The 26,711-nt window shown below is 59.0% G+C and carries 19 protein-coding genes; 6 read left to right on the top strand and 13 right to left on the bottom strand.

Going from position 1 to position 26,711, the window contains the following annotated elements:
• Positions 1–6: 6 nt before the first annotated feature.
• Both BM346_RS15280 and BM346_RS15275 read left to right on the top strand, forming a co-directional pair.
• A complete protein-coding gene (locus BM346_RS15280; RefSeq protein ID WP_092015147.1) occupies positions 7–1,887 on the top strand; it encodes a putative nucleotidyltransferase substrate binding domain-containing protein in 1,881 nt (626 codons plus the stop codon).
• Between the two features lie 10 nt (positions 1,888–1,897).
• Positions 1,898–2,626: a 3'-5' exonuclease gene (locus BM346_RS15275; protein ID WP_092015144.1), complete on the top strand. Its 729-nt coding sequence runs from the start codon at positions 1,898–1,900 to the stop codon at positions 2,624–2,626.
• A gap of 34 nt (positions 2,627–2,660) precedes the next feature.
• On the opposite strand, the gene msrB is transcribed toward BM346_RS15275, so the two are convergent.
• The 5 genes from msrB to BM346_RS15250 all read right to left on the bottom strand — a co-directional run bounded on the left by msrB (position 2,661) and on the right by BM346_RS15250 (position 9,540).
• Entirely contained in the window at positions 2,661–3,890 is a 1,230-nt protein-coding gene (gene msrB, locus BM346_RS15270) for a peptide-methionine (R)-S-oxide reductase MsrB (protein ID WP_227662798.1), read from the bottom strand.
• 201 nt (positions 3,891–4,091) lie between these two features.
• Complete coding sequence (locus BM346_RS15265) at positions 4,092–4,988, bottom strand: SMP-30/gluconolactonase/LRE family protein (protein WP_092015137.1); 897 nt, start codon at positions 4,986–4,988, stop codon at positions 4,092–4,094.
• 12 nt (positions 4,989–5,000) lie between these two features.
• Positions 5,001–5,975: an NAD(P)H-dependent flavin oxidoreductase gene (locus tag BM346_RS15260; RefSeq protein WP_092015134.1), complete on the bottom strand. Its 975-nt coding sequence runs from the start codon at positions 5,973–5,975 to the stop codon at positions 5,001–5,003.
• A 143-nt stretch (positions 5,976–6,118) separates the two neighbouring features.
• On the bottom strand, positions 6,119–7,750 hold the full coding sequence (locus BM346_RS15255) for a carboxylesterase/lipase family protein (protein ID WP_092015131.1): 1,632 nt from the start codon (positions 7,748–7,750) through the stop codon (positions 6,119–6,121).
• A gap of 407 nt (positions 7,751–8,157) precedes the next feature.
• Positions 8,158–9,540, bottom strand: coding sequence for a DUF1329 domain-containing protein (locus tag BM346_RS15250; protein WP_092016005.1), 1,383 nt, complete (start codon positions 9,538–9,540; stop codon positions 8,158–8,160).
• Positions 9,541–9,914: 374 nt separating this feature from the next.
• On the opposite strand from BM346_RS15250, the gene BM346_RS15245 reads away from it, so the two are divergent.
• A complete protein-coding gene (locus tag BM346_RS15245; protein WP_092015128.1) occupies positions 9,915–11,600 on the top strand; it encodes a methyl-accepting chemotaxis protein in 1,686 nt (561 codons plus the stop codon).
• Between the two features lie 16 nt (positions 11,601–11,616).
• On the opposite strand, the gene BM346_RS15240 is transcribed toward BM346_RS15245, so the two are convergent.
• On the bottom strand, positions 11,617–13,206 hold the full coding sequence (locus BM346_RS15240) for a diguanylate cyclase (RefSeq protein ID WP_092015126.1): 1,590 nt from the start codon (positions 13,204–13,206) through the stop codon (positions 11,617–11,619).
• Between the two features lie 239 nt (positions 13,207–13,445).
• Here BM346_RS15240 and BM346_RS15235 point away from each other — a divergent pair, with 239 nt between their 5' ends.
• The gene (locus BM346_RS15235; RefSeq protein ID WP_227662800.1) at positions 13,446–14,069 is read left to right on the top strand and encodes a QsdR family transcriptional regulator; all 624 of its coding nucleotides are present in this window, start codon (positions 13,446–13,448) and stop codon (positions 14,067–14,069) included.
• Between the two features lie 248 nt (positions 14,070–14,317).
• On the opposite strand, the gene BM346_RS15230 is transcribed toward BM346_RS15235, so the two are convergent.
• The 7 genes from BM346_RS15230 to BM346_RS15200 form a co-directional block, all read right to left on the bottom strand.
• Positions 14,318–15,067 carry an SDR family NAD(P)-dependent oxidoreductase gene (locus BM346_RS15230; RefSeq protein WP_227662913.1) on the bottom strand — a complete coding sequence of 250 codons (750 nt, stop codon included), beginning with the start codon at positions 15,065–15,067 and terminating at the stop codon, positions 14,318–14,320.
• 234 nt (positions 15,068–15,301) lie between these two features.
• On the bottom strand, positions 15,302–15,688 hold the full coding sequence (locus BM346_RS15225) for a hotdog fold thioesterase (RefSeq protein WP_092015998.1): 387 nt from the start codon (positions 15,686–15,688) through the stop codon (positions 15,302–15,304).
• Positions 15,689–15,870: 182 nt separating this feature from the next.
• Positions 15,871–17,286, bottom strand: coding sequence for an aldehyde dehydrogenase family protein (locus BM346_RS15220; protein ID WP_092015120.1), 1,416 nt, complete (start codon positions 17,284–17,286; stop codon positions 15,871–15,873).
• 26 nt (positions 17,287–17,312) lie between these two features.
• The gene (locus BM346_RS15215) at positions 17,313–18,422 is read right to left on the bottom strand and encodes a Zn-dependent alcohol dehydrogenase (RefSeq protein ID WP_092015117.1); all 1,110 of its coding nucleotides are present in this window, start codon (positions 18,420–18,422) and stop codon (positions 17,313–17,315) included.
• Between the two features lie 233 nt (positions 18,423–18,655).
• Positions 18,656–19,840, bottom strand: a complete 1,185-nt coding sequence (locus BM346_RS15210) for an acetyl-CoA C-acyltransferase (RefSeq protein ID WP_092015995.1) — start codon at positions 19,838–19,840, stop codon at positions 18,656–18,658.
• A 123-nt stretch (positions 19,841–19,963) separates the two neighbouring features.
• Positions 19,964–22,060, bottom strand: coding sequence for a 3-hydroxyacyl-CoA dehydrogenase NAD-binding domain-containing protein (locus BM346_RS15205; RefSeq protein ID WP_092015114.1), 2,097 nt, complete (start codon positions 22,058–22,060; stop codon positions 19,964–19,966).
• A 439-nt stretch (positions 22,061–22,499) separates the two neighbouring features.
• Positions 22,500–23,324, bottom strand: a complete 825-nt coding sequence (locus BM346_RS15200; protein WP_092015111.1) for an IclR family transcriptional regulator — start codon at positions 23,322–23,324, stop codon at positions 22,500–22,502.
• A 944-nt stretch (positions 23,325–24,268) separates the two neighbouring features.
• Here BM346_RS15200 and BM346_RS15195 point away from each other — a divergent pair.
• Together BM346_RS15195 and BM346_RS15190 are read left to right on the top strand one after the other, a co-directional pair.
• Positions 24,269–25,612 carry a hypothetical protein gene (locus tag BM346_RS15195; protein ID WP_092015108.1) on the top strand — a complete coding sequence of 448 codons (1,344 nt, stop codon included), beginning with the start codon at positions 24,269–24,271 and terminating at the stop codon, positions 25,610–25,612.
• Between the two features lie 122 nt (positions 25,613–25,734).
• The gene (locus BM346_RS15190) at positions 25,735–26,619 is read left to right on the top strand and encodes a hypothetical protein (RefSeq protein ID WP_092015105.1); all 885 of its coding nucleotides are present in this window, start codon (positions 25,735–25,737) and stop codon (positions 26,617–26,619) included.
• The last annotated feature ends 92 nt before the right edge of the window (positions 26,620–26,711 follow it).

The raw sequence follows: 26,711 nt of genomic DNA, 5'->3' as shown, positions 1-26,711 counted from the left end.
CGCCCCATGCAAGCGGAACTGATCGACATCCGTAACCACCTGCAGCAGCACGCGCCCTTTGACGAGCTGCCCGAATCGCTCCTGGACGAAGTCGCCGGCAGTATCGAGATCGCCTACTTCCGGGCCGGGTCACCGATCCTCGAGGGCGGCGAGAGAAACACCTGGCTGCATTACATTCGCAGCGGTGCGGTGGAAATATACCGGCGATCCGGCGAACTCTACAATCGCCTGGGGGAAGGAGAGATTTTCGGACAGATCGGTCTTCTGATGGGCAAACAGGTCCGTTTTCCCGCCAAGGCCCTGGAAGACACCCTGGTTTACCTGATTCCCGACGATATGTTCCAGCACCTGTTCGAAACCCAGGATGTATTCGCGGACTTTGTGGAGGTGGAGGACAAGAGTCGGCTGAGGAGTGCCGTTTCCCGATCGACGCAGGCCAATGAGCTGATGACGTCGCGGGTCTCACGACTGATCGTGCGCGCTCCGGTGACCGCCCCGTCCACCGTCCGCCTGCAGGAGGCCGCCAGGATAATGACCGAACAGCGGGTCTCATCCCTGCTGCTGGTGGAGGGATCAGGAGATCTCGAGGGCGACCTGGTGGGAATTATCACCGACCGGGACCTCCGCACCCGGGCCCTGACAGACGCCCTCCCCTCGGAAACGCCCATTGCCGACATCATGTCGGACGGCCTGATCACCATTCGCTCCGATGCCTACATTTTCGAAGCCATGCTGAAGATGCTGCACAACAACGTGCATCACCTGCCGGTCATCGAGCGGGGCAAGCCCAGGGGCGTAATCGCCCTGTCGGACATCATGAAATATGAGTCCCAGAACAGTCTGTACGTGGTGGGCAACATCCACCGCCAGCAGACCGTCGAGGGACTCAAGACGGTGAGCAAGGACGTGCGCGCCAGCTTCATCCGCATGGTGAACGAGGATGCCAACTCCCACATGATCGGCAGTGCCATGGCGGGCATCGGCCGCAGCTTCACCCAGCGCCTGCTGGAGATAGGGGAGGAAAAACTGGGGCCCGCCCCGGTGCCCTACTGTTTCCTGGCACTGGGGTCCATGGCCCGGGACGAACAACTGATCGTCACCGACCAGGACAACGCCATGGTACTGGACAACAGCTTCGACCCCGAGAAGCACGATGCCTATTTCCTGGCCCTGGCCAAATTCGTCAGTGACGGGCTGGCGGAGTGCGGCTACACCTATTGCACCGGCGATATCATGGCCACCAACACCAAGTGGCGCCAGCCGCTGAGTGTCTGGAAGGACTATTTCACGGACTGGATCGAGAACCCCAAGGCGGAGGCATTGCTGAACAGCAACATCTTCTTCGACCTGGACGGGGTCCATGGCAAGACCGACTTCGCGGAGCAGCTGAAAACACTGATCGCCACCAAGGCCCGCAGCAGTCAGCGATTCCTGGCCCTGCTGGCACGCAATGCCCTCAACCGGACGCCGCCGCTGGGGTTCTTCCGCCAGTTCGTCATGGAGGAGAGTGGTCAGCAGGCAAAGACCTTCAACCTCAAGCGACGGGGCACAGCACCGGTGTCAGACCTCATCCGGGTCCACGCACTGGCCTGCGGCTCCCGCTCGCAGAATTCGTTTCTCCGGCTGCAGGACATCGCCGCCACCAAGCTGATACCCGCGGACAGCGTGGAAAACCTCAGGGATGCGCTTGAATTCATTGCCATTGTACGCATCCGCCACCAGGCGCTTGCCATGGAGGAGGGGCGGGAGCCGGACAACAGCGTCCGGCCGGAAGAACTGTCCTCCTTTGAACGCAGTCACCTGAAGGAAGCATTCCAGGTGGTCAGTCAGGCCCAGAAATTCCTGAGGTTCCGCTATCATGCGCAGGTAGGCCGTCAGTTTCAGTAACAGGAGTCCCATGGCCACACCGACGATCCGCCAGTCTCCCCCGCCAGCCAGGAACTGGCCAGAACGCATGGCTCGCCTGGCGGAGGAAGCGCGCTATCCGGGCCTCAGGCAATTCTATGAGGCCGGTTGCGTCAGTCCCGCCACGCCCCTGTCCGAAGTGCCCATGGTGGCCCTGGACTTCGAGACCACCGGCCTGGATCCGAATCAGCACTCCATCGTCAGCATTGGTCTGGTGCCTTTCACCCTTGGCCGGATCCAGCTGCCTGGTGCCCGCCACTGGATTGTCCGGCCCGTCCTCCCCCTGGAGCAGACCTCGGTGGTTATTCACGGGATTACCCATTCGGATATCCAGGAGGCGCCGGACCTGGCGGATATCCTTGACGAACTGTTACCGGCGCTGGCGGGACGCGTTGTCGTGGTTCACTACCGCGCCATCGAGCGCCCGTTCTTTGAGCGGGCACTGCAGTGGCGGCTGAAGGAGGGCATCGATTTCCCGGTACTCGACACCATGGCGATCGAAGCCCACCTCCACCCGGACCGTAATCCCACCCGCTGGCAGAGGTGGCGGGGCAAAAAACCGGTCTCAATCCGCCTGGCGGACAGCCGCCAGCGCTACCATCTGCCCCACTACCCGGGCCACAACGCCCTGATTGACGCTATTGCCACGGCTGAGTTACTGCAGGCGCAGATCTGGCACCATTTCGGCCCGGAAACGCCAGTGGACGACCTCTGGCTCTGATGCCGGGGGCGGCCAGGCAAGCGCCCGGAAAGGGCTACTTCGACTTTACCGCATCCACGTAGGCCCCGTAGCCGGCGGATTCCATTTCCTCCAGAGGGATGAAGTGCATCGCCGCGGAATTCATGCAGTAACGAAGTCCGGTGGGCTGGGGTCCGTCATCAAACACATGACCCAGGTGGGAGTCCGCGTACCGGCTACGGATTTCGGTACGGACCATGAACAGTTTCCTGTCTTCCTTTTCCACCACCGCATCTTCATGGATGGGGCGGGTGAAGCTCGGCCAGCCGGTGCCGGACTTGTACTTGTCCCGGGAGGAGAACAGGGGTTCTCCGGAAACGATATCCACGTACAGCCCGGGTTCCTTGTTGTCCCAGTAGCGGTTATTGAATGCCGGCTCAGTGCCATCTTCCTGGGTGATCTCATACTGCATTTCCGTCAGCTGCTTGCGCAGGACCTCATCGGAGGGCTTGCTGAAGGTGTCGGGGTCAAAGCCCTCGCCGGTGACGATCTCACGACTCTCGCCATTCCCGTCCTCCGAACGGTTCCCGCTTGCTGTGCCATCGCTGCTCTGTTCGCTGGCGTCCTGGTTCCCGGGCTCGGGCCTGAACCGGGAGAAATCAATGTCCTGGTCATCGCCCCACACCTTGTCGATGAACTGGTAGCGGCCGCTGTTGAAGGTATAGACCTTGTAGCGGATCGGATTTTTCTTGTAATAATCCTGGTGGTACTGCTCCGCCTCGTAGAACGTCTCCAGAGGAGTGATGTCGATGACCACCGGTTCATCGTAACGGCCGGATTCCGCCAGAGCCTCCTTCGAGGCCTCCGCCAGGCGTTTCTGTTCCTGGTCGTGGTAGAAGATCTCGGGGCGATACTGCTGGCCCCGATCCACGAACTGTCCGTCAGCATCGGTCGGATCCATCATGCGCCAGAAGCCCTGGAGCAGGCCTTCGTAGGTCATCTTTTCCGGGTCGTAATATACCTGTACGGCCTCGGTGTGGCCGGTCTGGCCCGATGCCACTTCATCATAGGTAGGGTCTTTTTCGGAGCCGCCGGCATAGCCGGAGACCGCCTCCACGACGCCGGGGATCTTTTCGAACCCCTCTTCCACACACCAGAAGCAGCCACCGGCGAAGGTCGCCACCGCGAGGTCCGGATCGTCGGGCGCGAAGGATGACTCCCCGGCCTTATCGGCCATCGCGATGGACGCGAGGGCGGCCAGGCCAAGGGATGTGGCCAGCAATGCGGTCGCAACAAATCTCTTCATAATGCCTGTCTCCATAACAGTGCCATGGCGGTATGAGGGCACAGACGGGAATTGGTTCCTCTCCTGCAGGGAACTACGAATGTCCGGCCATGTGGATTGGCGGCCACCGGTAAAAGATCCCGGAAACAGCGGTGGGGGCTATGGATCAGGCAGGGAGGATTGCCACACTGAACCGGAAGGGAACAGTGTGGCAGGCTGAACTCAAGGATTGCCGGCGTGGGGAACGGCGACTCGGGCCGTGTACAGGCTGGCCTCATTGGCCTGTTTGCGGCGCTTGGCGGAGGAGTCCGGAGCGCAGCACATCAGCAGTGTCCGGCCGTCGGAATCCCCCAGTATGCAGGCGAATACCCCCAGGCCTTCGGGCGCCGGAACCTCATCGGTGATCTCACCACCCTCGGCCACACGGATGCAGCGTCGGTTGAAGGCATCGGCGATCCAGATCTGGCCCTCGGCATCCATACCGCAGCCGTCGGGACCGACGCTGAGCTGTTTCAGCATATCGGCACGGGGACCCGGCTCGGGCCGGGGGCCGAATTCGGCCCAGTCGCGGCGGTCGTACAGTTCACCGTCATCGGCGATGGTAAAGGCTGTCATGCGGTTGCCAAAGGTCTCCCCCACCACCAGGGTTTTCTGGTCCGGCGTGATCACCATGCCGTTGGGGAAGTAAAGATCCTCGGCCGCCACACTGAGTTTGCCGGCCGGATCGATGCGCATCAGTTTCGCCGGCGTGAGGTCCGCGCCTTCCATGAGGTCAAAGCCGAAATTCCCTACCCAGGCATTGCCATCGTTGGCCACCACCATATCATTGACGTGACCCGTGGCGTGCTGGCTGAGATCGGCATACTCCGTGATATCGCCCTCGGGAGAGCGGCGCATCACCTTCCTGTCCAGCATGGATACATAAAGCAGCGAGCCGTCCGGCAGCCAGCCCAGCCCCGATGACTGATGGGGAGCGTCCAGCACCTTCTCCATCAGACCCGAGGGGGTAACAGTGAATACGCCATGGCGGTAGAAATCCGACACCCACCAGCGGTCGTCCCGCCAGCGGGGCCCTTCGAAGAAACTGCCGCCGTCGGTCAAAAGGTTGAGTTCTGCCATGAGCCTGTCTCCTTACAGCATGCCGGTAAGGCGATCCCGAATAAGCCCTTCCGCCTCGCGCATGATGCGGTTGATGAGTTCCTCACAGGATGGCACATCATGGATCAGACCCGCCACCATGCCGCAGCTCCATGCCGCCTCGTCCATCTTGCCCTCGTGGAGCACCATCTTGCCCTTGGCACCGGTGACCAGGTGACGGATATCGTCGATCTGGATGTCCGGCCCCTTTTCCTTCTCGATGCGGAGAATTTCCTCCACCGCCCTGTTATTGAGGACCCGCTCGGTGTTCCGCAAGCCCCGCATGACCAGCCGTGTCTGCAGCTCATCCGATTCCACAATGGTCTGCTTCACGGTCTCGTGGACCGGCGCTTCCTTTGTGGCCAGGAACCGGGTACCCATATTCATACCATCCGCACCCATGGCCATGGCCGCCACCAGGCTGCGGGCGTCTGCCATACCACCGGAGGCCACAAACGGAATCTTCAGCTCTTCCGCCGCCCGCGGCAGCAGGATGAAGTTGGGGATGTCATCCTCGCCCGGGTGACCACCGCACTCGAAGCCGTCCACGCTGACTGCATCGCAGCCGATCTTCTCCGCCTTCAGGGCGTGACGGACCGAGGTGCATTTGTGGATGACCTTGATGCCGGCGTCCTTGAGAGTCGGCATGTATTTTTCGGGGCTGCGGCCGGCAGTTTCCACCACCTTAACGCCACCTTCGATAATGGCCTGGATGTACTCGGGATAGGGAGGCTCCTGGAAGGAAGGCAGGAAGGTGAGGTTGACACCAAATGGCTTGTCGGTCATTTCACGGCAGCGGGCGATTTCTTTCGCCAGATCTTCCGGTGTGGGCTGGGTCAGCGCAGTGAGGATGCCCAGTCCACCCGCGTTGGAGACGGCGGCGGCCAGCTCGGCGTAGCCAACCCAGTGCATGCCACCCTGAATGATCGGATGCTCGATACCAAACAGCTCGGTGATTCTTGTCTTCATGGAACTCCCCTGAGTAGAGACAGATGTGCGCATTTGTACTGGTTATTGAAGTCGGATTCCATTATTCATCAGGGGCGGGAGATTTACAAAAAAGGGACGCCTGCCGGCGTCCCTTTGATTAGCGTGCTTCACCTATAACAGGCTTACGAGCCAGACTGATTCCACAGAGCACAGACGTGCCGCTGGGCAAAATCGGCAGCCGACAGGTTATCGATCTGCTCAGGATCAAGCTCCAGCATATTGCCGTTCGCCTGGAGATTCTCCCAGAGCGTCCCCGTACCATCGGAGCTATTGGGGTTGCCATTTTCAGCGAACCGCGCCCAATAGGCGGTCATGGCATCCGCCAGATCAAGGGACGCCGCATTCATACCGCGGGCCTCGCGACTTGCTCGGGATCCGAAGATATACTGGATCTCGAAGGCGTGGGCAGCACCCAGGTCAAAGGTATTGCCCTCGGGGATAATGGATGGAGCATCCCTGTCAGTAAATTCGTAGGCATATACCATCTGGCCGCCGGTTGCTAGCTGCTGAACCTGAGGCAGGGACGGGCAGGCAAAGCGCGAGTCGGTGTTAATAGCGCTTACAGCCACGCTGGTATTCTCGTAGTTGGAAAGTGGATACAGGGAAATGACGGTATCAACAAGGCTCGAGGGCACCAGCGCAGCCACTTGATCCCGGTAGTCCTCAGGTTTCAGCGCAGCTTCGGCGGCAGCCTCCTCGTAAGTCTTATCCTCCTCCAGTGCAGCATTAATACGGCCCAGCTCCGCAATTCCAACAAACAACCGACCTTCATCCAGATTGCTGCCTGCCAGAACAGGAACCTTATTGTAACTTCCCTCAGCCAGAGTGGTTTTCACATCACTGGGCAAAATATCAGATCGCAGGCTGGGTACATAACTGAATCCTGATGCCTGTTGTGCTGCCAGGATATCTTCGGCACTGAGGCCCCGGATACAGGCGATATCCTCACAGCCAAGCGCAGTATAGAAAGCCTCGCCAAGAGCTGCGATTTCTGCTTCCGTTGGCTGATCTACCACACCGATATAGGCGCCGCTCTGGACAATGGCTTTATGGAACAGATTAGTGGCTGCCGGCGAGGCAACGTGAGTCATGACACTGGCGCCGCCTGCTGACTCACCAAAGATCGTTATGTTATTCGGGTCGCCGCCGAAGTTGGCAATATTATCCTGAACCCATTGCAGAGCCAGTTGTTGATCCATGATGCCATAACTGCCGGATGGACCATCTGCAGCCAAATCCGGATGAGACAGAAAGCCCAGTACCCCCATGCGGTAGTTAAGGGTGACTACGACCGTATCCTGCTCAAGGAGTCCTGAGGGGGTGTAACTCGCACCGCCTGACCCGGTCTCGAAGGCACCTCCATGGATCCAGACCATCACCGGCCGGTTTTCGGCGTCTTTCGGGGTATAAACATTAAGATAGAGGCAGTCTTCAAAAGACTCCGCAGTCCCGAAGGTGCTGGCCGGCTGGATACAGGCCCCACCAAATTCGTTCGCGATAAGCGTATCTTCCCAGGCCTCCGCTGGCACCGGATCGGCATAGCGCAGCTCACCCACCGGTGGCTGGGCATACGGGATGCCCTTGAAAGCATAGCCGTAGGTTACCTCGACCCCCTGAACCGCACCGGCCTGGGTTTCCCGAACGGGCGCCGTAGATTCGTCATCGGAGTCGGACGAACCACAGCCGGAAAGTATGACCGAGCCCAGGACGGCGCACAGAGCCAGTTGCCAGGGTTTGTTGTATTTATGTTGCATGAAGATGCCTCGTTGTTATTGTGGGACAGTCGATTCTTGGAGTTCACCTGCCGTCGCTATTGGGGGAATTCACCAAAGAGCACAGCCTTAATGAACGTCCATTAAGGTTAAAGAGCTCGCTGGAGCCTGTCTGGAGCGGGATAGGCCAATGATGACAGCCACTTGGTAACTGAAGTCTCTTTCCCCGTACCTGGTCGACTATTTGGAAGAAGGGCAGAGAACTGGAAACGAGAGCCTGAGAGGGATACGGATCCGGCGAACACAAATCCCGTGACTGCGGGGGCCGGAGGCCCGTTTTACAGACGGATCAGTGTTGAGAAAAGACCAGGGAGGGATCAAGGAAGCGAAGCTTTCAAGGAATTACGTGCCACATCCTTGTGACACGAGTTGCCGTTGCTTGCTGGGGATCAGTAGTTGGAAAGGCGACGGCGCAGTGTGAACGGCGAGAAATAACGCTTACCCGGGAACTCGTCCTTGAAGATACGGGTACCTTCTGTCTCGTTGATCAGGCCGGTGACATGGTAAATGCCAAGTTTCAGGTCATGGTACGCTTCAAGATCGGTCCATACGCCGGGCAGATCGTAGAAGTTCTTGAGCATCGCCATGGTGACCCGCCAGAGGTTGCCCTCGTCATCGTACTGGTCCACCAGGGCCACGTTCCAGCTGTCCTCGTCGATGTAGAACACCCGCTTGTGATAGAGGTGGCGGGCATCTTCACGCAGAGTCGCCTCGATCACGTGTACCCGATGAAGTTCCCAGCGCGTCAGATCCGGATTCAGGTGCTGATTGTCCAGCACGTCGTCGTAGGTGTACTTGTCACTGGTGATTTCAAAGTTGTTGTAGGGGATCAGTTTTTCCTTGAGCCCCTTGTATTCCCAGTTGAAGCGGTCCAGGGCGCCGTTGAACACATCGGTGTCGTCCACCGTGCGCAGGTTGCCGGAAGACCGGATCGGAGCATCGTAGCCAAGACTGGGCGCGCGACGCACCTCGCCGGCGCTGAAGCCCCAGGCCTTGCGGGGTTCTTTTACCTGATCCAGGGTTTCATGCACCAGGATGCCGCCACCCGCGTACTCTTTCGGCGCAATTACCGTCGACAGGTAATAGTTGACGATGTTGTCCAGAGTTTCCGGGCTGCCGCCCTCGCGGTTCCAGTTGAAGAACACTTCCTGACGCATGGTCACACCCCGGTACTTGCCGCCGACCACAACCACTTCGGTGTATTCACGTTCCGCCCAGCGGCCGCGCCAGCGCAAAAGGTGATTCCACATGGCCTGCATGGCCTTTTCTTCGCTGGAGCCATGGAGGATCGGGAAGGGGTAGCCACCAAACGCATTCTGCACGCCATTGCCGCCATCCACGAGACTGGAGCGGGTAGCATTCTTACGGGTGTTCTCGACGATGTGATCCGGTGCGGTATGGGGCCTTCGTGTCGGCAATACACGCAGCCGGAAGGTCTCCGGGTACTTTTGGATCATCGCGGCGGCGCCGTCGGGCACTACATCGCGATATTTTTCCAGGTTCTCCGCTGTCACCACATAGCGCGGCTTATCGTCCGGGTAAGGATTGATATGGTGATCGCCGGTGCCTTGGTAGCCCTCAGGAGCGGTGGTGTCGCCACCGGTCCAGCGGGGTATGGTTCCCGACGAGTTTCCGGCGCGGATGGCTCCAAACGGCGTCAGGCTATTGCCGAGCTTATTGGCCTCTGCCTGTGAGACAGCAGCCTGGGTGGAGGATACGCCGGTCATGACCAGCAGCGAAAAGCAAAGGGCGGGGATAAGTTTTTTCTGCATTGTCTCGTACATCTCGGCCGACCATCTTATTGTTTTGACTCCGGACAGGAATCCGTGAGTCATCATTCCTGTCGCGCTTATATCCGGGACAGTATGGGATTTCGTCTGATTCTTCACTATTTCTGCTGAGCTTGCCACCGGGCGCCATCCCTGTCACAGCCTCAGGCTCATTGTTACGAGCCACATCACGTTAATTTCACAACAATTTACAACGTATACCGGCAGCCTGGGCAACGACCGCTGAGGCAAAGGACAAAGAAAGATGCATATAAAGTTACACTTTGGAACGGCATTGCTTCCGCAAAACCGGATAATCCCCCGGACGATCTTCCCCGCCCCCATGCCGAGCTTTCTTCCGATACTGGAGTTCTAACATGAATTTTCTCGAGCAACTGCGCATCCGTTCACGTCTGCTGATTGCGGTGCTGGTGCCGGTTCTTCTCACCGCCGGCGCGACGGCCTGGGTTACCGCCCACCAACTGCGGGTAAATGGCGAGGCTGAAGTGGAGCGCCTCCGGGAAAATCTGCTTGAAGCTCACAAGGAGGGCCTCAAACACATCGTTCAGGCTGCCAGGACTGCGGTTGAGGACGACTACACAGATCCCTCGCTGACTGAAGAAGAGGCCAAAGCCAGAGTTCGCGATACCATTCGATCAATGGGGTTCGGCAACAACAATTATATTTTTGCCTACACCCACGACTCCTTTAACCTGGCTTTCCGTCCCAAGCCGTCGGTCGAGGGCTACGTCAAGAACAGCACTCCCGAGTCCAAGGCTCTGCTCAAGAACCTGTTCGAAGCCGGCAAATCCGGTGATGGCTTCCATAATTATGAGTGGAAAAATCCGGCGACAGGCAAGGTCGAACCAAAGATTTCCTACTCCGTCAGTCTGGACAAGTGGAACTGGGTCATGGGCTCGGGCATCTATGTTACCGGCGTCGATGAAACCGTCGCTGCGGCCCGTGCCGTTATCGAACAGAACATCGCCCAGACACTGTCGACCATACTGCTCGTGACACTCGTTATCGTGGCGATCGCCATTGGCTTTGGCCTGTCCATGGGTCGTACCGTTACTGTGCCGCTTCGCCGCATTACCCGCACCATGCAGGATATCGCCGAAGGCGAAGGCGACCTGACCCGCCGACTGCCGGACAGCGGCAATGACGAACTGGCTGACCTGGGCCGTCAGTTCAATGCCTTCGTTGGCAAGATCCACACCACGATCAGGAAGGTGGGCGATACCACCAACCAGCTGGCGTCCGCTGCGGAGCAGTTGAGCCAGATTGCCGGGAAAACCCGGGCCTCGGTGCGGACCCAGAGCTCCGAGACGGATCAGATCGCCTCCGCCATCAACGAGATGGCGGCCACCATTCACCAGATTTCAAAGAATGCCAACGAAGTCCAGCAGGCGGGATCCGACGCCGACCGGCTTGCCAAGGACGGCGGCCGGACCATGCAGGCGTCCCAGAAGTCAGTGGATGAGCTGTCGCGGAATATATCAGAGAGCGCCGGGGCCATTGAGGCTTTGGCGGCTCGCAGCGATGAGATCCAGAAGGTCCTCGACGTCATCCATGAAGTGACGGACCAGACCAACCTGCTGGCCCTGAACGCCGCCATCGAGGCGGCCCGGGCCGGCGAGCACGGTCGTGGTTTCGCCGTGGTGGCAGACGAGGTCCGTCAGCTTGCCAGGCGCAGCGGCGAGTCCGCCGGTCAGATCCGGGAGATGATTGACGGCTTCATCAGCGAATCCCGTGGCGCCGTGGACCGCATGCGGTCGTCCCAGGGGCTTTCGGAGCAGACCGTCGAGCGCATCAACCATGCGAGTTCGGCCCTGAATACCATTGAGCAATCGGTGGAACACATCCACGATCAGGTCACCCAGATCGCAACGGCATCGGAACAGCAGAGTCAGGTGGCCGAAGAGATCAACAGAAATGTGACCCGTATTGTGGAAGCGGCCCAGAGCAGTGATGCCGGCGTGAGCCAGACCGACGATGCCAGTCGGGAGCTGGCGCGGCTCGGAGAGAACCTCAGGGCTCAGATCAGCCAGTTCCGGGTGTAGTGACCAGCCAGAGCACTCAGGTGCGGCCCCCAATCACCAAGCGGTCGCGACCTTCCTCCTTGGCGCGGTAAAGACCCCGGTCCGCCAGCCTGAACAGGGTCTCCCGATCCCTGGCGTGCCCGGGGATCACCGCCAGCCCGGCCGAGAAGGTCAGGTTCGTTGGTCCGTCAGGTCCGAAGCTCATGGCCCGAAAGCGGTCCTGCATCCGCTCGATCACTTCCCGGGCTTGGTCGGCCCCGATACCCGGCAGCACCAGGACGAACTCCTCGCCACCAAAGCGCGCCACCACATCGTGCTTGCGGCTTTCATCCTGGAGCAGTTGCGCCAGCGAAACCAGAATCCGGTCACCCATATCATGACCCCAGCCGTCATTGACCCGCTTGAAGTGGTCCAGATCGATGACGCACAGGCTCAGCTCACTCTCCTCCCGAATCGCCCGGGGAATTTCCAGCTCAAGCACCTCATCGAGCCAGCGCCGGTTGAACAGGCCCGTGAGAGGGTCGCGAATGGACTCTTCCTTGAGGGCCTGCCGCAGTTGTTCATTATTGGAGAGTTGCTGTCGAAGCGACTCCTCCACCTGCTTCAGGTCAGTGACATCCCGGAACCCGTAAACATACCCCCTGACCGTCTCATTTCCGTTTTTTATCTCAGTGCGGCGGACGTCAAGACACCAACTGTCCTGGTTCCCGTTATGGCGTTTTTTCAAAGTAAGCTCTTCCGCCGGCTCACCGTTCTCAAACAGTTCCGGCAGTACCTGCTGGAGCTGGACACCCCGGCCGATATCCACGCCAGCGTGGCCGAACAACTGCTGAGCCGCGGGATTGCGATCCAGCAACCGGTTCTGTCGATCGGTCACCAGAACTGCATCAGCCATACGCTCAAACACCAAGGAACGGGCAACTGGCATCAGATCCAGAAACCCTTCGCGGCGGATATTCAGGCTCATCACAAATCCTGCAACCAGGAAGCCGAATGGGCTCAGGTCCAGCCTTTCCAAGGATTGCGGAACCAAATTGAAGATCGTCATGAGGTTGGAGGCCACCACAGCCATGTAGCCAGAGATAAAGATCAGTGCCTGGCGTCGGTAGGGGCGATTCTGGAAAGCGAAACGGATCAGTAATACCAAGCCCATGAGCATGATGAGGTAAGAGTAAAGCGAATGCAGCCAGAAAGCCGGTCCGCCCCGGAAAGCCTGCTTGGCGCCCGGTTCGAAGCCACCCATGAACAGCTGATGCCCATGGCCATCGCTGAAAATGGCCAGCAGCGTGAGAAAAGGCATGAAAGAGAGAAGGAGTATCAGTCGGGCGCCAATACGATGACGATAACCTGTGTACTGAAGCACGAATATCAAAAAGGCAGCGGGCTGAAGAACAACGCCGGCGAACATTACCCGGAACCAGAACAGCGAATCACCAAAAAATGTCGGAATCAGCTCAGGGAAACGGACATGAAGGATCTGCAGGGCATAGAAAAAAGTCCACCAGCTGAGCCCGCCCATCATTACCGCTATAGTTCCAGCAGTGGGAACCTCTCGTCGGCGCCAGGCATAAATACCGAGTATCAAGGTCAGCAGGCAGGAAATGAAGAGCGCCGTAATAAACAGCATTCACGGAATCCCCGATACTATCGGCTTTAAACCAATCTGGCGGCTTTAAACCAATCTGGCCGTTATTTTTATGACAAAACTGTTGGAAAGTCCTATCCATCTGAGAGACATTACCCACATAGGTACGCCTATGTCGGATATTCCAACAGAAATACATGGAGTTTGTAACAAAAACAATGTCAAAAAAGGCGTGACAGGGACGCACTCAATGCCTTTTCAGTGCTAGAAGTGAGACCTCCGTGGCAACAACGCATTCTCCGCTGCAGAAAGAACTGCAGAAGACACGCAAACGATCATCGGGCTCAACCCCGGCTGATGCCTTCAACCGGGCCCGTCGGACCTGGCTGAACGGCGAGCGCCTTCACCTGGCCGAACTGGCCGAGGACCTGGGAATCGGCCGGGCGACCCTCTTCCGCTGGGTGGGCAACAAGGATCTCCTGCTAGGGGATATTCTCTGGTCTCTCTACGCTCCCATCCGGGCTTCCGTCGTCGCCTCAACCCCCGGCACCGGGGTGGATTTCATCGTTGAGGTCTACCGCCGCATCACCATTGAGCTGATCAGCGCCAAGCCCCTTCGGGATTTCATCAAACAGGATCCGGAACATGCCCTGAGGGTGCTCACCTCATCCGCCTCAACCATGCATGGCCGGGTTGTCGAGGCCAACACGGTGATGATCCAGGACCAGATCGACAAGGGTCACCTGGAAAAGCCCCCTATGCGGGTGGAAAGCCTCTCGTACTTCATGGTCCGCCTGGCGGAGTCCTGCCTGTACTCCGACGTCATCATCGGTCGCGAGCCCAATGTAGAAGAGGTGGAGGAGGCCTGCCTGGCGGTGAAAATCCTGCTTGGCGGCAAGCCCTGACTGACTTTTAGCCGCGGAATCCGCGGAAGAACGCGGAAAGAAAAGACCAGGGAACAGATTGGCCACGGAAACCACGGAAGGACACGGAAAAAAAGAAAACAGACTTTTTTGCCGCGGAAACCGCGGAAGGAAAGTAAAAGACGAAAACCAAAGAGATTTCTATCTTAATCTTTTTTCCGTGCCCTTCCGTGGATTCCGTGGCTAAATCTTCTTTTCTTTCCGCGGATTCCGCGGCAAATGCCACATTCCTACATATTGGACCGGTGCTGGGCGCCGTCCACGGGGATACAGGCGCCGGTGACCCAACTGGCGGCGTCGGAAGCCAGGAAGACCGCCACGTTGGCCACTTCCTCCGGGCGGCCGAAACGCCCCCAGGGGATTCGCTCAAGAGTGCTGTGGTAGCGGGGTGAGTTGGCTTTCTCTGCCTTGTCCCAGACACCACCGGGGAACTTTATCGAGCCCGGGGCAATGCTGTTGACCCGGATGCCATCGGGACCATGATCGACCGCCAGGGACTTGGCGTAACTGATCAGCGCGGCCTTGGTGGCGGCATAGGGCTGGGTGGTTCCCACCTCGATACCGGAAATGGACGAGAGGATAATGATGTTGCCGGCTCCGGCTTCCTTCATCCAGGGCAGCACCCTGTCCACGGCCCGGACGGTGGACAGCAGATCCAGGGTGATATTGGCATCCCACCCTTTCAGGTCGTTGCCGGCCCCCAGGGCGGAGACGTTGCACACCAGGATATCGACACTGCCAAACGTCCTTTTCACATTGTCCAGAAAGCCATCCAGGCTGTCCTTGTCACCCACATCGCAGGCCTCCCGGTAACCTTTCACACCCAGGGCTTCAATCTCCTTCAGGGTATCATCCAGCGGCCCCTCACTACGGGCACAAATCGCCACGTTCACACCCTCGGCGGCCAGCGCCAGGGCGATGGACCGGCCAATGCCCTTGCTGCCGCCGGTTACCACGGCGTTCTTGCCTTTCAGACCCATTTCCACGGTTATACCCTCCTATAAAAGATCGTTAGCCACGGAAACCACGGAACAACACGGAATAAAAGAAAACAGACTTTTTTGCCGCGAAAGGACGCGGAAGGGAAAGTAAAAGACAAATACCAAAGAGATTTCTATCTTTATCTTTTTTCCGTGTCCTTCCGTGGATTCCGTGGCCAATCTGTTCCCTGGTCTTTTCTTTCCGCGCTCTTCCGCGGTTTCCGCGGCTAGTTCTTAAAGATTTATAACAGCCATGGTGATGCGGGACACACACACCAGCTTGCCGTCTTCAGTCTCGATACGGATTTCCCATACCTGGGTGGAGCCGCCCAGATGGAGGGGGCGGGTTGTGCCGTACACCCAGCCGGATTTGACGGAGCGGATGTGGTTGGCATTGACCTCCAGTCCTACCCCGGCTGTTCCTTCTTTTTTCAGGCAGTGGTTGGTTGCCACGCTACCGAGGGTTTCCGCCAGCACCACGGAGGCGCCGCCGTGGAGAATCCGATAGGGCTGGACGGTGCGGTCATCCACCGGCATCCGCGCCTTGATGTAGTCGTCGCCGACTTCAACGAACTCGATGCCCAGATTATCAACCGCGGTGTTTTTCACCCGCTCCTGCATGCTTTCGACGGTGGGGGTTGTGGTCCAGATGCTGCTCAAAGCGTTGCCCTCTGAGTTTTTATGATTGTCGACGAGTTAACAGCCATGGGGGAACACTCCCCTCAAAAAGGAAACGGGCAACCTCCGGCGGAGGGTGCCCGTTTTCCGTTAGCCTTCTATATTTACCCCATAGGGGGCGGCCATTACAACTGCAGTGCGCGAACCTCGAGGAACTCCTCCAGGCCCCACTTGCCGAACTCGCGGCCAATGCCGGAGTGGCCAAAACCACCGAAGGGTGCCAGGGGGTTGAAGGCGCCGCCGTTGACGAACACCTGGCCGGTGCGCATCTTGCCAGCGACTTTCTTCGCCCGCTCCTGGTCGCTGGAGAACACCGCACCGGACAGGCCGTAGGCCGTGCCGTTGGCAATGCGGATGGCTTCCTCCTCGGTTTCGTAAGGGATCACGCACATCACCGGTCCGAAGATTTCCTCCTGGGCGATGCGGCTGCTGGGGTCCACGTTGCCGAACACTGTCGGCTTGACGAAGTAGCCCTTGTCGAGGCCTTCCGGCGCGTCCGGGCCGCCGGCAACCAGTCGGGCGCCTTCCTCGATACCCAGCTTGATGTACTTCACCACGATATCCCGCTGATCGGCGGAGGCCAGCGGACCCAGGCGGGTGTTCTCGTCCAGGGGGTCGCCCAGCTTGAGGCCGTTGGCAATGGCGCCGGCAATCTCGCAGGCCTGGTCGTGGTGATCCTTGTGGACCAGCATCCGGGTCAGGGCGGTGCAGGTCTGGCCGCTGTTCATCACGCAGTTGGTGAAGGTACCTTTCACGGAAGCCTCGAGGTCGGCATCCGGCAGGATGATGGAGGCGGACTTGCCGCCCATTTCCAGGGCAATGCGTTTGAAATCATCCGCCGCCGCGTGGGCGATGAGGTGGCCGGTACGGGTGGAGCCGGTGAAGGACACCATGCGCACTTTCGGGTGCTTGATCAGGGTGTCACCCACTTCCTGGCCATGGCCACAAACCACGTTGAAGACGCCCTTCGGCAGGTCGGTGCCGTCCAGGATCTCCGCCAGGATATAGGCGGTCTGGGGGGAAACCTCACTGGGCTTGAGGACAATGGTGCAACCCGCAGCCAGTGCCGGCACCACCTTCAGGATGACCTGGTGCAACGGGTAGTTCCAGGGAGTGATGCAGCCCACGACGCCAACCGGCGCGTACTGCACTTCGGAATTGCCGGACTGCTCGCTGAAGGGGTAGTCCGGCAGCATGTCCAGATAGGTCTCGGTGACCTTGATGGGCATACCGGCCTGGATCATGCCCGCCAGCTTGATGGGCATACCCACTTCCCGGGCCACGGTCTGGGCGATTTCCGGCGCGCGCCCCTTGAGACCGGCATGCAACTGCCTGATGACCTTGATGCGATCGTCAAGGGTGGTCTCGCTCCAGCTTTCAAAGGCCGCGTCGGCGGCGTCGATGGCCTGCTCCATGGTGGCACGGTCGGAGGAAGGGACCCGGGCGATGACTTCGCCATTGGTGCCTTCGTGTACCTCAATGGTGTCACCGGACCAGTCAACCCACTGGCCGTTGATGTAGTTCTTGCTCAGATCGTTCATTGTTGTGCTCCTGATCGGAATCCGTGTTATTCGAATACAATCACGCCGCGGGCGTTCTTGCCGGCAATCATGTCCTCAAAGGCCTGTGGCGCCTCGTCGATGCTATAGGTCTTGGTAATCAGCTCATCCAGCTTGAGGCGGTTTGCCTTGTAGAGGTTGAGAATCTTCGGGAAATCATACTGTGGACGGGCGGAGCCCAGCCAGCTGCCCTTGAGGGTACGCTCGTCCGCTGGCAACGCAAAGGTGCTGATGGAGGTCTTGTCCTTCATGTCGGCGACACCGACCACCACCACCGTTCCTGCACGCCCCAGGGCCTTGTAGGCCTGCTCGACCACCTTGCCATTGCCCACGCATTCAAAGGCGTAGTCAACGCCGCCGGCGCTGAGTTTCTTGATGGCCTTGCTGACGTCTTCCACCTCGTTGGTGTTGATGGTGTGGGTGGCACCGAACGCCTTCGCCATTTCCAGCTTCTTCTCGTTGGTGTCCACCGCTATGACCATTTCCGCGCCGGCGGTGACACAGCCCTGGATGGCGTTCAGACCGACGCCGCCGATACCGAACACCGCGGCCCGGGAGCCCGGCTCCAGTTGTGCCGTGTTGAAGACCGAACCCACGCCGGTGATCACGGCGCAGCCCACCAGTGCGGCACTGGACATGGGCACGTCATCGTCGATCTTTACGCAGTTATCCACGTGCATGGTGGCGTATTCTGCCATCACCCCGCAGGCGCCGAACACGTACAGGTCCTCGCCGTCCTTGCCATGGGTGCGAACGGTGCCGTCCGGCAGGGTGACCATGGACTTGCGGGCGTTCTCACACAATACGGGGCGACCACGGACGCAGTTGCGGCACTTGCCGCACATGGTGATGAAAGTGCTGACCACATAGTCCCCTTCCTTCAGCTCGGTCACGCCTTCCCCCACTTCCACCACGACACCGGCGCCTTCATGGCCGAGTACGAGAGGTGGCGGGTACTGGATCTTACCGGTAGTGGCGGAATGATCACTGTGGCACACACCACAGGCGGCCACCTTGATGGTGACTTCACCCCGCTTTGGCGGGTCAATGGTTATGGTCTCCACCTGAACGGGCTGGCCCCACTCACGACAGACGACGGCTTTTGCCTGACGACTCATGATGCTCTCCTTGTTTCTCGTTATTGGGAATGTTTGCCACGGAAATGCACGGACGAAAAAATTAAAAACCCTAAAAAGACTTTTTTGTCCTTTATCTTTTTTCCGTGTCTTTCCGTGGTTTCCGTGGTTTCCGTGGCTAATCCTCGTTCTTTCCGCGTCCTTCCGCGGATTCCGCGGCTAAAAAACAAAAAAGGGGACGAACTCTCGCCCGTCCCCCTTCGTCTGTCCGTGGCTTACACCACCTCGAACAGGCCGGCAGCCCCCTGGCCGCCGCCGATGCACATGGTCACCACCACGTACTTGGCGCCGCGGCGCTTACCCTCGATCAGGGCGTGGCCGGTCAGGCGAGAGCCGGTGACACCGTAGGGGTGGCCCACGGCGATGGAGCCGCCGTTGACGTTCAGCTTCTCCATGGGAATACCCAGGCGATCACGGCAATATACGACCTGGGAAGCGAAGGCTTCATTGAGTTCCCACAAGTCGATATCGTCCATGGTCAGGCCGTTGCGCTCCAGCAGACGCGGGATGGCGAAGACCGGGCCGATACCCATCTCGTCCGGCTCACAGCCGGCCACGGCGAAACCGCGGAAGATACCCATGGGCTCAATGTTGTTCTTTTCGGCGTAGGTGCTGTTCATCACGGTGCATACAGAGGCGCCATCAGACAGCTGGGAGGCGTTACCGGCGGTGACGAACTGGTCCGGTCCACGAACCGGGTCGAGACCGGAGAGGCCTTCCAGGGTTGTGTTCGGACGGTTGCACTCGTCCTTGGTCAGGGTTACCTGCTTCTCGCTGACTTCACCGGTTTCCTTGTTCTTCACCAGCATGGTGGCGTCGTAAGGAACGATCTCGTCGTCGAACTTGCCGGACTCCTGGCCAGCGGCGGTGCGCTGCTGGGAGATCAGGGCGTACTCGTCCTGGGCTTCCCGGCTGACGTTGTAGCGCTGGGCCACGATGTCCGCCGTTTCGATCATGGACAGGTACAGCTCGGGCTTGTTCTTCATGATCCATTCGTTGGTGGCGCGGAACTGGTTGAGCTTGTCGTTCTGCACCAGGGAAATGGACTCAACACCACCGGCAACGATAGCCGGAATCTTCTCGGACACGACACGCTGGGAGGCGATGGCGATGGACTGCAGGCCGGAGGAGCAGAAACGGTTGATGGACAGACCCGCGGTGGTCACCGGCAGGCCAGCCCGGATGGCCGCCAGGCGCGCCATGTTCTTGCCCTGGGCGCCTTCGTGGAACGTGGCGCCGAGGATCACGTCCTCAACAACGTTGGGATCGAGACCGGCACGCTCAACGGCATGCTTGATGACGTGACCGGCCAGGTCGACACTGTGGGTGTTGTTCAGCGCACCGCGGTAGGACTTGCCCAGCCCGGTACGGGCGGTGGAGACGATAACTGCATCAGACATTGTGTTGCCCTCTCTAAAGATGGGATTGCCACGGAATCCACGGAAGAACACGGAATAAACAAAAACATCTTTTATCTTTCCTTTCCGTGTCGTTCCGTGGTTTCCGTGGCTAAAAAATCGTAGTTACAGGTCGCCGAACTTCTTGTTCTCGGCAACCAGCTTCTCCAGCAGTGAAGACGGCTTCCACTGCTCGCCACCGACCTCCTGGCTGTACTTCTTCACCGCGTCCAGGATCTTGCTCAGGCCCACCTGATCCGCCCAGAACATGGGGCCACCGCGGTAGGACGGGAAGCCGTAGCCGTAGATCCAGACCACGTCGATATCCAGGGAACGGTCGGCGATGCCTTCCTCGAGGATCTTGGAACCTTCGTTGATCATCACGTACAGGCACCGCTCGAGAATCTCCTGGTCGGAGATTTCGCGGGGTTCAATACCCTGCTCCTTGCGGAACTCGGCAATGAGCTGGTCCACTTCCGGATCCGGGATCGGCTTGCGGTTGCCTTCCTCGTAGCGGTAAGTGCCGGCCATGGTCTTCTGACCCAGGCGGCCCTTCTCCACCAGCTTGTCCATCCAGCTCGGCGGTACGTCCTCGCCTGCCTTGCGGCGCTCTTCGCGGATGCTGTAGCCAATGTCGATACCGGCCAGGTCACCCATGGCAAACTGCCCCATGGGGAAACCGAAGTCGGTCAGCACCTTGTCCACCTGCTGCGGGCTGGCGCCTTCGTTGACCAGTGCCATGGCCTCGGCACCACGTTTGTGCAGCATGCGGTTGCCGACGAATCCGTGGCAGTTGCCCACCAGGACACCCACTTTCTTGATCCGCTTGGCCAGCTCCATGCCGGTGGCCTTCACTTCATCGGAAGTCTTCTCGCCACGGACGATTTCCAGCAGCCTCATGACGTTGGCCGGGCTGAAGAAATGCAGACCGATCACGTCGTCCGGACGCTTGGTGGAAGAGGCAATCTCGTCGATGTCCAGGGTGGACGTATTGGATGCCAGGATGGCTCCGGGCTTACACTTCTGATCCAGCTCGCTGAAGATCTTCTTCTTCAGGTCCATGCTTTCGAAGACCGCCTCGATAACCAGGTCAACGTCCTTGAAGTCGTCGTAGGTCAGGGTGCCGCTGATAAGGCCCATGCGCTCCTCGACCTGCTCCTGGGTAATGCGGCCCTTCTTGGCCGTGTTCTCGTAATTCTTGCGGATTACTGCCAGACCCTTGTCCAGGGCTTCCTGCTTGACCTCAGCGATGGTGACCGGGATGCCAACGTTGGCGAAGTTCATGGCAATGCCGCCACCCATGGTGCCGGCGCCGATAACGCCCACTGTCTTGATGTCACGGGTGGGGGTGTCCTTGGGCAGGCCCGGAACCTTGGAAACCTCACGCTCGGCGAAGAAGGCGTGGATCAGGCCCGCACGCTGGTCGGACTGCATCAGCTCGCCGAACAGTTCCCGCTCACGCTTCATGCCTTCCTCAAAGGAGGAGGACGTGAATGCCGCTTCCACAGCGTCGGTGCACTTGAACGGAGCAATCATACCACGGGCCTTCTTCTTCAGGCCTTCGCGGAACTTGTCGAACACGTCGCTGCCCTTCTCGGCTTCCAGCTTCTCGTTCATCTCGCTGACCCGACGGACCGGCTTGCCTTCGTCAACCACCTTCTGTGCGAAGGCCAGGCCAGCGGCCTTGACGTCGCCACCTTCCGCCACTTCATCAACGATGCCCAGATCAGCGGCTTTTTGGGCGCCGACAAAATCACCGGTGGTGATCATTTCCAGTGCGGTCTGGGCACCGGTCAGGCGCGGCAGGCGCTGGGTACCACCGGCACCGGGCAGCAGACCAAGCTTCACTTCCGGCAGGCCCACCTTGGCGCTGGCTACCGCTACGCGGTAATGGCAGCCCAGAGCCACTTCCAGACCACCACCGAGGGCAGTGCCGTGAATCGCGGCAACGACTGGCTTGTCGGTGGCTTCAATGAAATTGACCACGTCCGGCAGGCCCGGCTCCTGCATGGGCTTGCCGAATTCACGGATGTCCGCGCCGGCGATAAAAGTGCGACCTTCACAAACGATGAGGAGGGCCTTTGCGTCCGCATCATCACGACCCTGCTGGATGGCATCCTGGAGACCGGAACGCACGGCATGGCTGAGCGCATTCACCGGTGGGTAGTTAACGGTGATAACGCCAATGGCGCCTTCGCGGTTATAGGTTACGACGTCGGACATAGATCCTCCTTGCGGCAAACATGGAATAGAGTTTTATTAAGCGAAACAGTCCGGTGATTTAATACAAGTTTGTGGAATGTTTCAACCTTCGGTTGGCTAAACGCTGCTCACTCAAGCCAGGGCCAATAATTGTACGCCTCATGGGGCGGGAGGGGAAAACCTGGGATCTGGGGGACAGTGGAAAGCGTTTTTAGCCACGGAATCCACGGAAGGACACGGAAGAAAAACATAATTTTTGCCGCGGAATCCGCGAAAGGACGCGAAAGGAAACGACGAAGAAGAGGTTTGCCACGGACACTCACGGACGCACACGAACAAAGACCTAAATACTGCCTTTGTTTTCATCCGTGACCATCTTTTCCTTTCCGTGCCCTTCCGTGGATTCCGTGGCTAAACAGTCTTTTCTTCCGCGTCTCTCCGACGGTTCCGCGGCAAAAAATCAGACCCCGAGCGACTCGATATCGCTCGCCAGCATTGCCAGCTGGTGGGCAATGGAGCTACGTAGCTTGTCGCCTGACACCAGATAGGACGGAGCCGCGCAGGTCAGGGCCATGGTGGTGCCATCCTGCAGGCGTACCGGGACACCGGCGGCGTTGATGTTGCGATCCCATTCGCCCAGGGAGAGGCAGAAGCCGTGCTCGCGGTAGTCCTCAAGAGCCTGCTCCATGCCTTTCTTCTTTTCCGGCCAGGCTTCCGGACCGTATTTCTCGGCCAGGGCTTCCATCAGGATCTTGCGACCGTCTTCTGTGAGGGATGAGCAGTAGGCGCGACCGGCGGCGGTGGTGCCCATGGGCAGCTTCAGGCCGATTTCCATTCGCAGCAGCGAAGCTTCCGGCGGCATTCGGTTTTCCACATAGATCATATGGAGGCGGTCGCGGCAGGTCAGACCGACGGACATGTTGTTCCGCCGGGCGAACTCGTCCATGTAAGGCTTGGCCAGCTGGCGCACCTTGAGATTGGACACGTAGGCATAGCCCAGGGCCAGCACACCGGAACTGAGCTGGTACTTTTCCAGCACCGGGTTGTAACTCAGGTAGCCCAGTTTGGTGAGGGTATAGGTCATCCGGGATACAGTGGGTTTGGGTAAGCCGGTCAGGCGGGCAATGTCCTGGTTGCCCAGGATCACAGAGCCCTGGCTGAAAGCCCGCAACACATCCAGCCCCCGGGAGAGGGCTTCGACAAACTTGCGGTCCTTTTCCGGCTTGTCAGGTGCATCGGCGGACGCTTCGACCAGATCTGCTTTTGTTTTAGTGGTTAAGGTCATGGTTTCCGGTGCCTCAAAAAAGCCCCGAGGCCGCCCCCCGTATTCCACCGGGTCAGGCAGGGCCCGCAGGGCGCTAAAAACAATGAATGTAGAAAGTCAGAATACCTGGCAGTTTACTTGCACTTTCGGCCTACGGCCATCGCCAGTTCCAGATTTGGCCTATTATACACGCCATGGCGGAACCGCCTTCGGGCAGGTAAGACACCCAACCGTTAACTGCACACCCACGAGCAAAAAATCGCAGCTTGCTACACATTTTCGGTATGGAATTCTGCTTTGCGAAACAGCTTAGTCAATTTCAGAAGCGGATGCCAACGACATTTGTCGGTTATCAAGGGCGTACGGAGAAAAGATTGTCATCATGGGTTTCACGCAGGGCGTCTCTTGACGGATCCGCCCCGCCAGGGGCTGGCAGCGATGAGCCCGTCGTTCCGGAAAAAGGTTTCCGGTTTCACTGTGCAGCATGATTTCATGAAAATTCACGCAAAAAAGTCCATGTGGCTATTGCATGACAAAAAATTTATTCCTACTATCCGGTGGACTGCTTTAAGGAAGGCATCCTGACTGACATGGCTGAGAGATGATCGGCTGCGGTCGGAGCAGAGAACAAGAAAAGCATCACGGAAGTGTGACTCTCATCAGACACACAGAAAAAAAGTGTGTCCCAGCCGTCAAGGCTCTTGCCTTTGCTGGATTCTCTGCTAAGACTATACTTGATCTTTCGCCTATAACCGCCTTGATTGGACTGCACTTTGCAACCACCCGGCGGCAGTCGACCAGAACAACTGCAGGCTTTCCATGGCCTGGCACCAACTGGCCACAGGGATAACAACCGGAGGTTTGATCAAGCAACGAAGAACAGGCACGTTAAAAAACAAAGCACGTAGTAAAGCGTCACTGAGTCCAACAATCGAGTCGATAAGACAATAAAAGGGTTTAAAACCATGGCACAACAAAGCAAAACTGCTCTGACTTCCCGCCCGCTGACCAAGGCACTGGGTACTGCTTCCATCCTGGGTCTGGCCATCGCCGGCGCCAACATGGCGAACGCGATCCAGACTGATTTTGGTGTTGATTTCCAGTCTTCTGCATTTGCCGTAGATTCCGACGCCTATGAAGCCGCTGGCCGCGACAGCGCCACTGACACCGGTTTCGCCAATCTGCTGCGCGTAAAGGCCGACTTCAAGCACGAGGGCACCGGCGTTTCCGTTCACACCCGTACCGAGCTGGCTGGCGATCGCTGGACCGGTGACGGCGGCCGTAACACCCCGGCTGGCGGCACTGGCGGCGGTGGCGGCATTACCGGCGCCTACAACAACGGCAACCTGGGCTCCAACGTGCGCCTGGACCTGGGCTACGTTCAGGTACCGTTCGCCAACGGCACCATCCTGCGGGTTGGCCGTCAGGAAGCCAACTGGAGCAATTGCTTCCTGGTCTGTGACGACCGTCGCGACCGTATCATCACCATCACCCCGACCTCACTGGGCACCGTGATTGTTGGCTACGACCGTCGTCAGGACAGCACCAGCTTCCGCAACCCGGACAATGGTGACATGGTCAACGCCGGCCTGGTTACCCGTCTGGGTGGCTTCACCACCGGCCTGCTGTATGTTTATTGGATGGAAAACTCTGACGGCGCACCGGGTGGCCAGTACGCCCTGCAGGGCACCCACCTGTTCTCCCCATACATCAGCGGCAAGCTGGGTGATGCGGTAACCCTGACCGCTGGCTTGAACTACTTTGACGGCAACGCCATTGACTTCGGCAACGGCCAGATCTTCGCCGACGCTGCCACTTCCGAATACGTCCGTCTGGGCACCAACCTGGGTGCAATCCAGCTGAACGCCCAGTGGGTTGGCACGCAGGACGGTGGTCTGGTGTCTCCGGGTTTCGACACCTACTCCAGCCTGGTGAACAACAATCCCGAATCCACTGCCAATCCCACCAGCGTGATTCGCATGGGTGGCGCTTCCGGTCTTGAGGACTACGAAGAGAACCTGTTCATCGCGAAGGCCGGCTTCAATGTCAGCCCGCAGCTGATGATTCACGGCTCTATCGGCACCCTGATGATCGACACCGGCACCGCCGATGATGACTCCATGGTTTACGACTTGGGCGCCAGCTACAAGATCAACGATGCCGTTACCACTTCTGCCACCTGGGGCATGGTGACCAAAAGTGACGTTCTCGCCACTGCCGGTAACAGCCTGATTGCAGGTTCCCAGGGTGTCAGCCTTGCAAATGACGACATCATGGCTGCCAGCATCAACCTGGATGTGAAGTTCTAAGACTTTTAGTTAAACAGGTAATTTAGCGACCCCTCGGGCGGGTCAGGGCATTGCCCTGACCCGCCCTTTTTGTTTTGATAGCCCTCACCTACTCCACAACGAACAACCAAGGTAGCTCCGCAATGTCCCGAGCCTTTACCGCCACCAGTAAGTCCGCAATGCTCGCCCTGATGGCAGCCGTCACCGTCACTAGCTGCGTCTCTTCAGAGCAGGCCGCTGAACAGATTGCCACTGTCGACTCGGATGCGCTCCTGAACCGGGAGGCCTCCAACTGGGAGCGTCCTTTCTGGGAAACCGATTCCCCGCGCAGAGAACAGGATGAAGAGGAGAGCCGATCCGAACCGCTGGAGTCCGCGATCCGTGAGGCCAGAAACCGGACCTACGAGGTTCCCGCGGGCATCCTTCTGGAGAATATCGCGGTTATCGGGGCACCCAGCTCCGTGGTCCGGAACATGGGCCGCGCCGCCCCCGACTATGGTTTCCGGATCATTCCCCCGGCGGATACCAGCGAGGCGCTGAACCGCATAGAAGCCTGCGGCGACACTACCAGCCTGGCCTGTGCCGAAGCCATGGCGGCCTATCCGGGGGCACGCCTGGTAATCACCGTCAGCAACAATGAGCAGGCCACCATTGTGGATGCCGCCAGCGGCGCGAGTTGGGGCAATATCCCCCTGGACGGCCCGGATTTGGCCGGAGAAATCCTGGATATGGCCGTCGCCAGAACCGAAATTGCTCCCTGGGCCATGAAACCGTTCCTCGCCGACGATGGCCGCCTGTACCTCTCCGCCGGCCGCGCCAATGGCGTCGAGCCCGGAATGGAATTCGCTGTCCACGAGCCCGGCACCCTGGTGCGCTCCCCCAACGGCCAGCCAGTCACCTGGCGCAAGGGTGAGCGAATCGGAACAGTACGAATCGGAGAGCTGTATGGCAGTGACCTGGCGTCACTGGCACCCGTTCAGGGCCAACGACCCACCCCGGAACATGATCTGATCCTGATTGAAGAGTAGCCTCTTCGCCATAACTGTAGGAGCCGGCCTGCCAGCGAGGAATGTGGTGCCTGGATTCCGGTTCTGATGGTGAGAAGGGGCCGATAGCTGGG

Origin of the sequence: Marinobacter daqiaonensis (assembly GCF_900115285.1) — a bacterium.
Taxonomy (GTDB): Bacteria; Pseudomonadota; Gammaproteobacteria; order Pseudomonadales; family Oleiphilaceae; genus Marinobacter; species Marinobacter daqiaonensis.
Note: the sequence above shows the minus strand (reverse complement) of the source record. Positions and strands in the feature narration are given on the sequence as shown.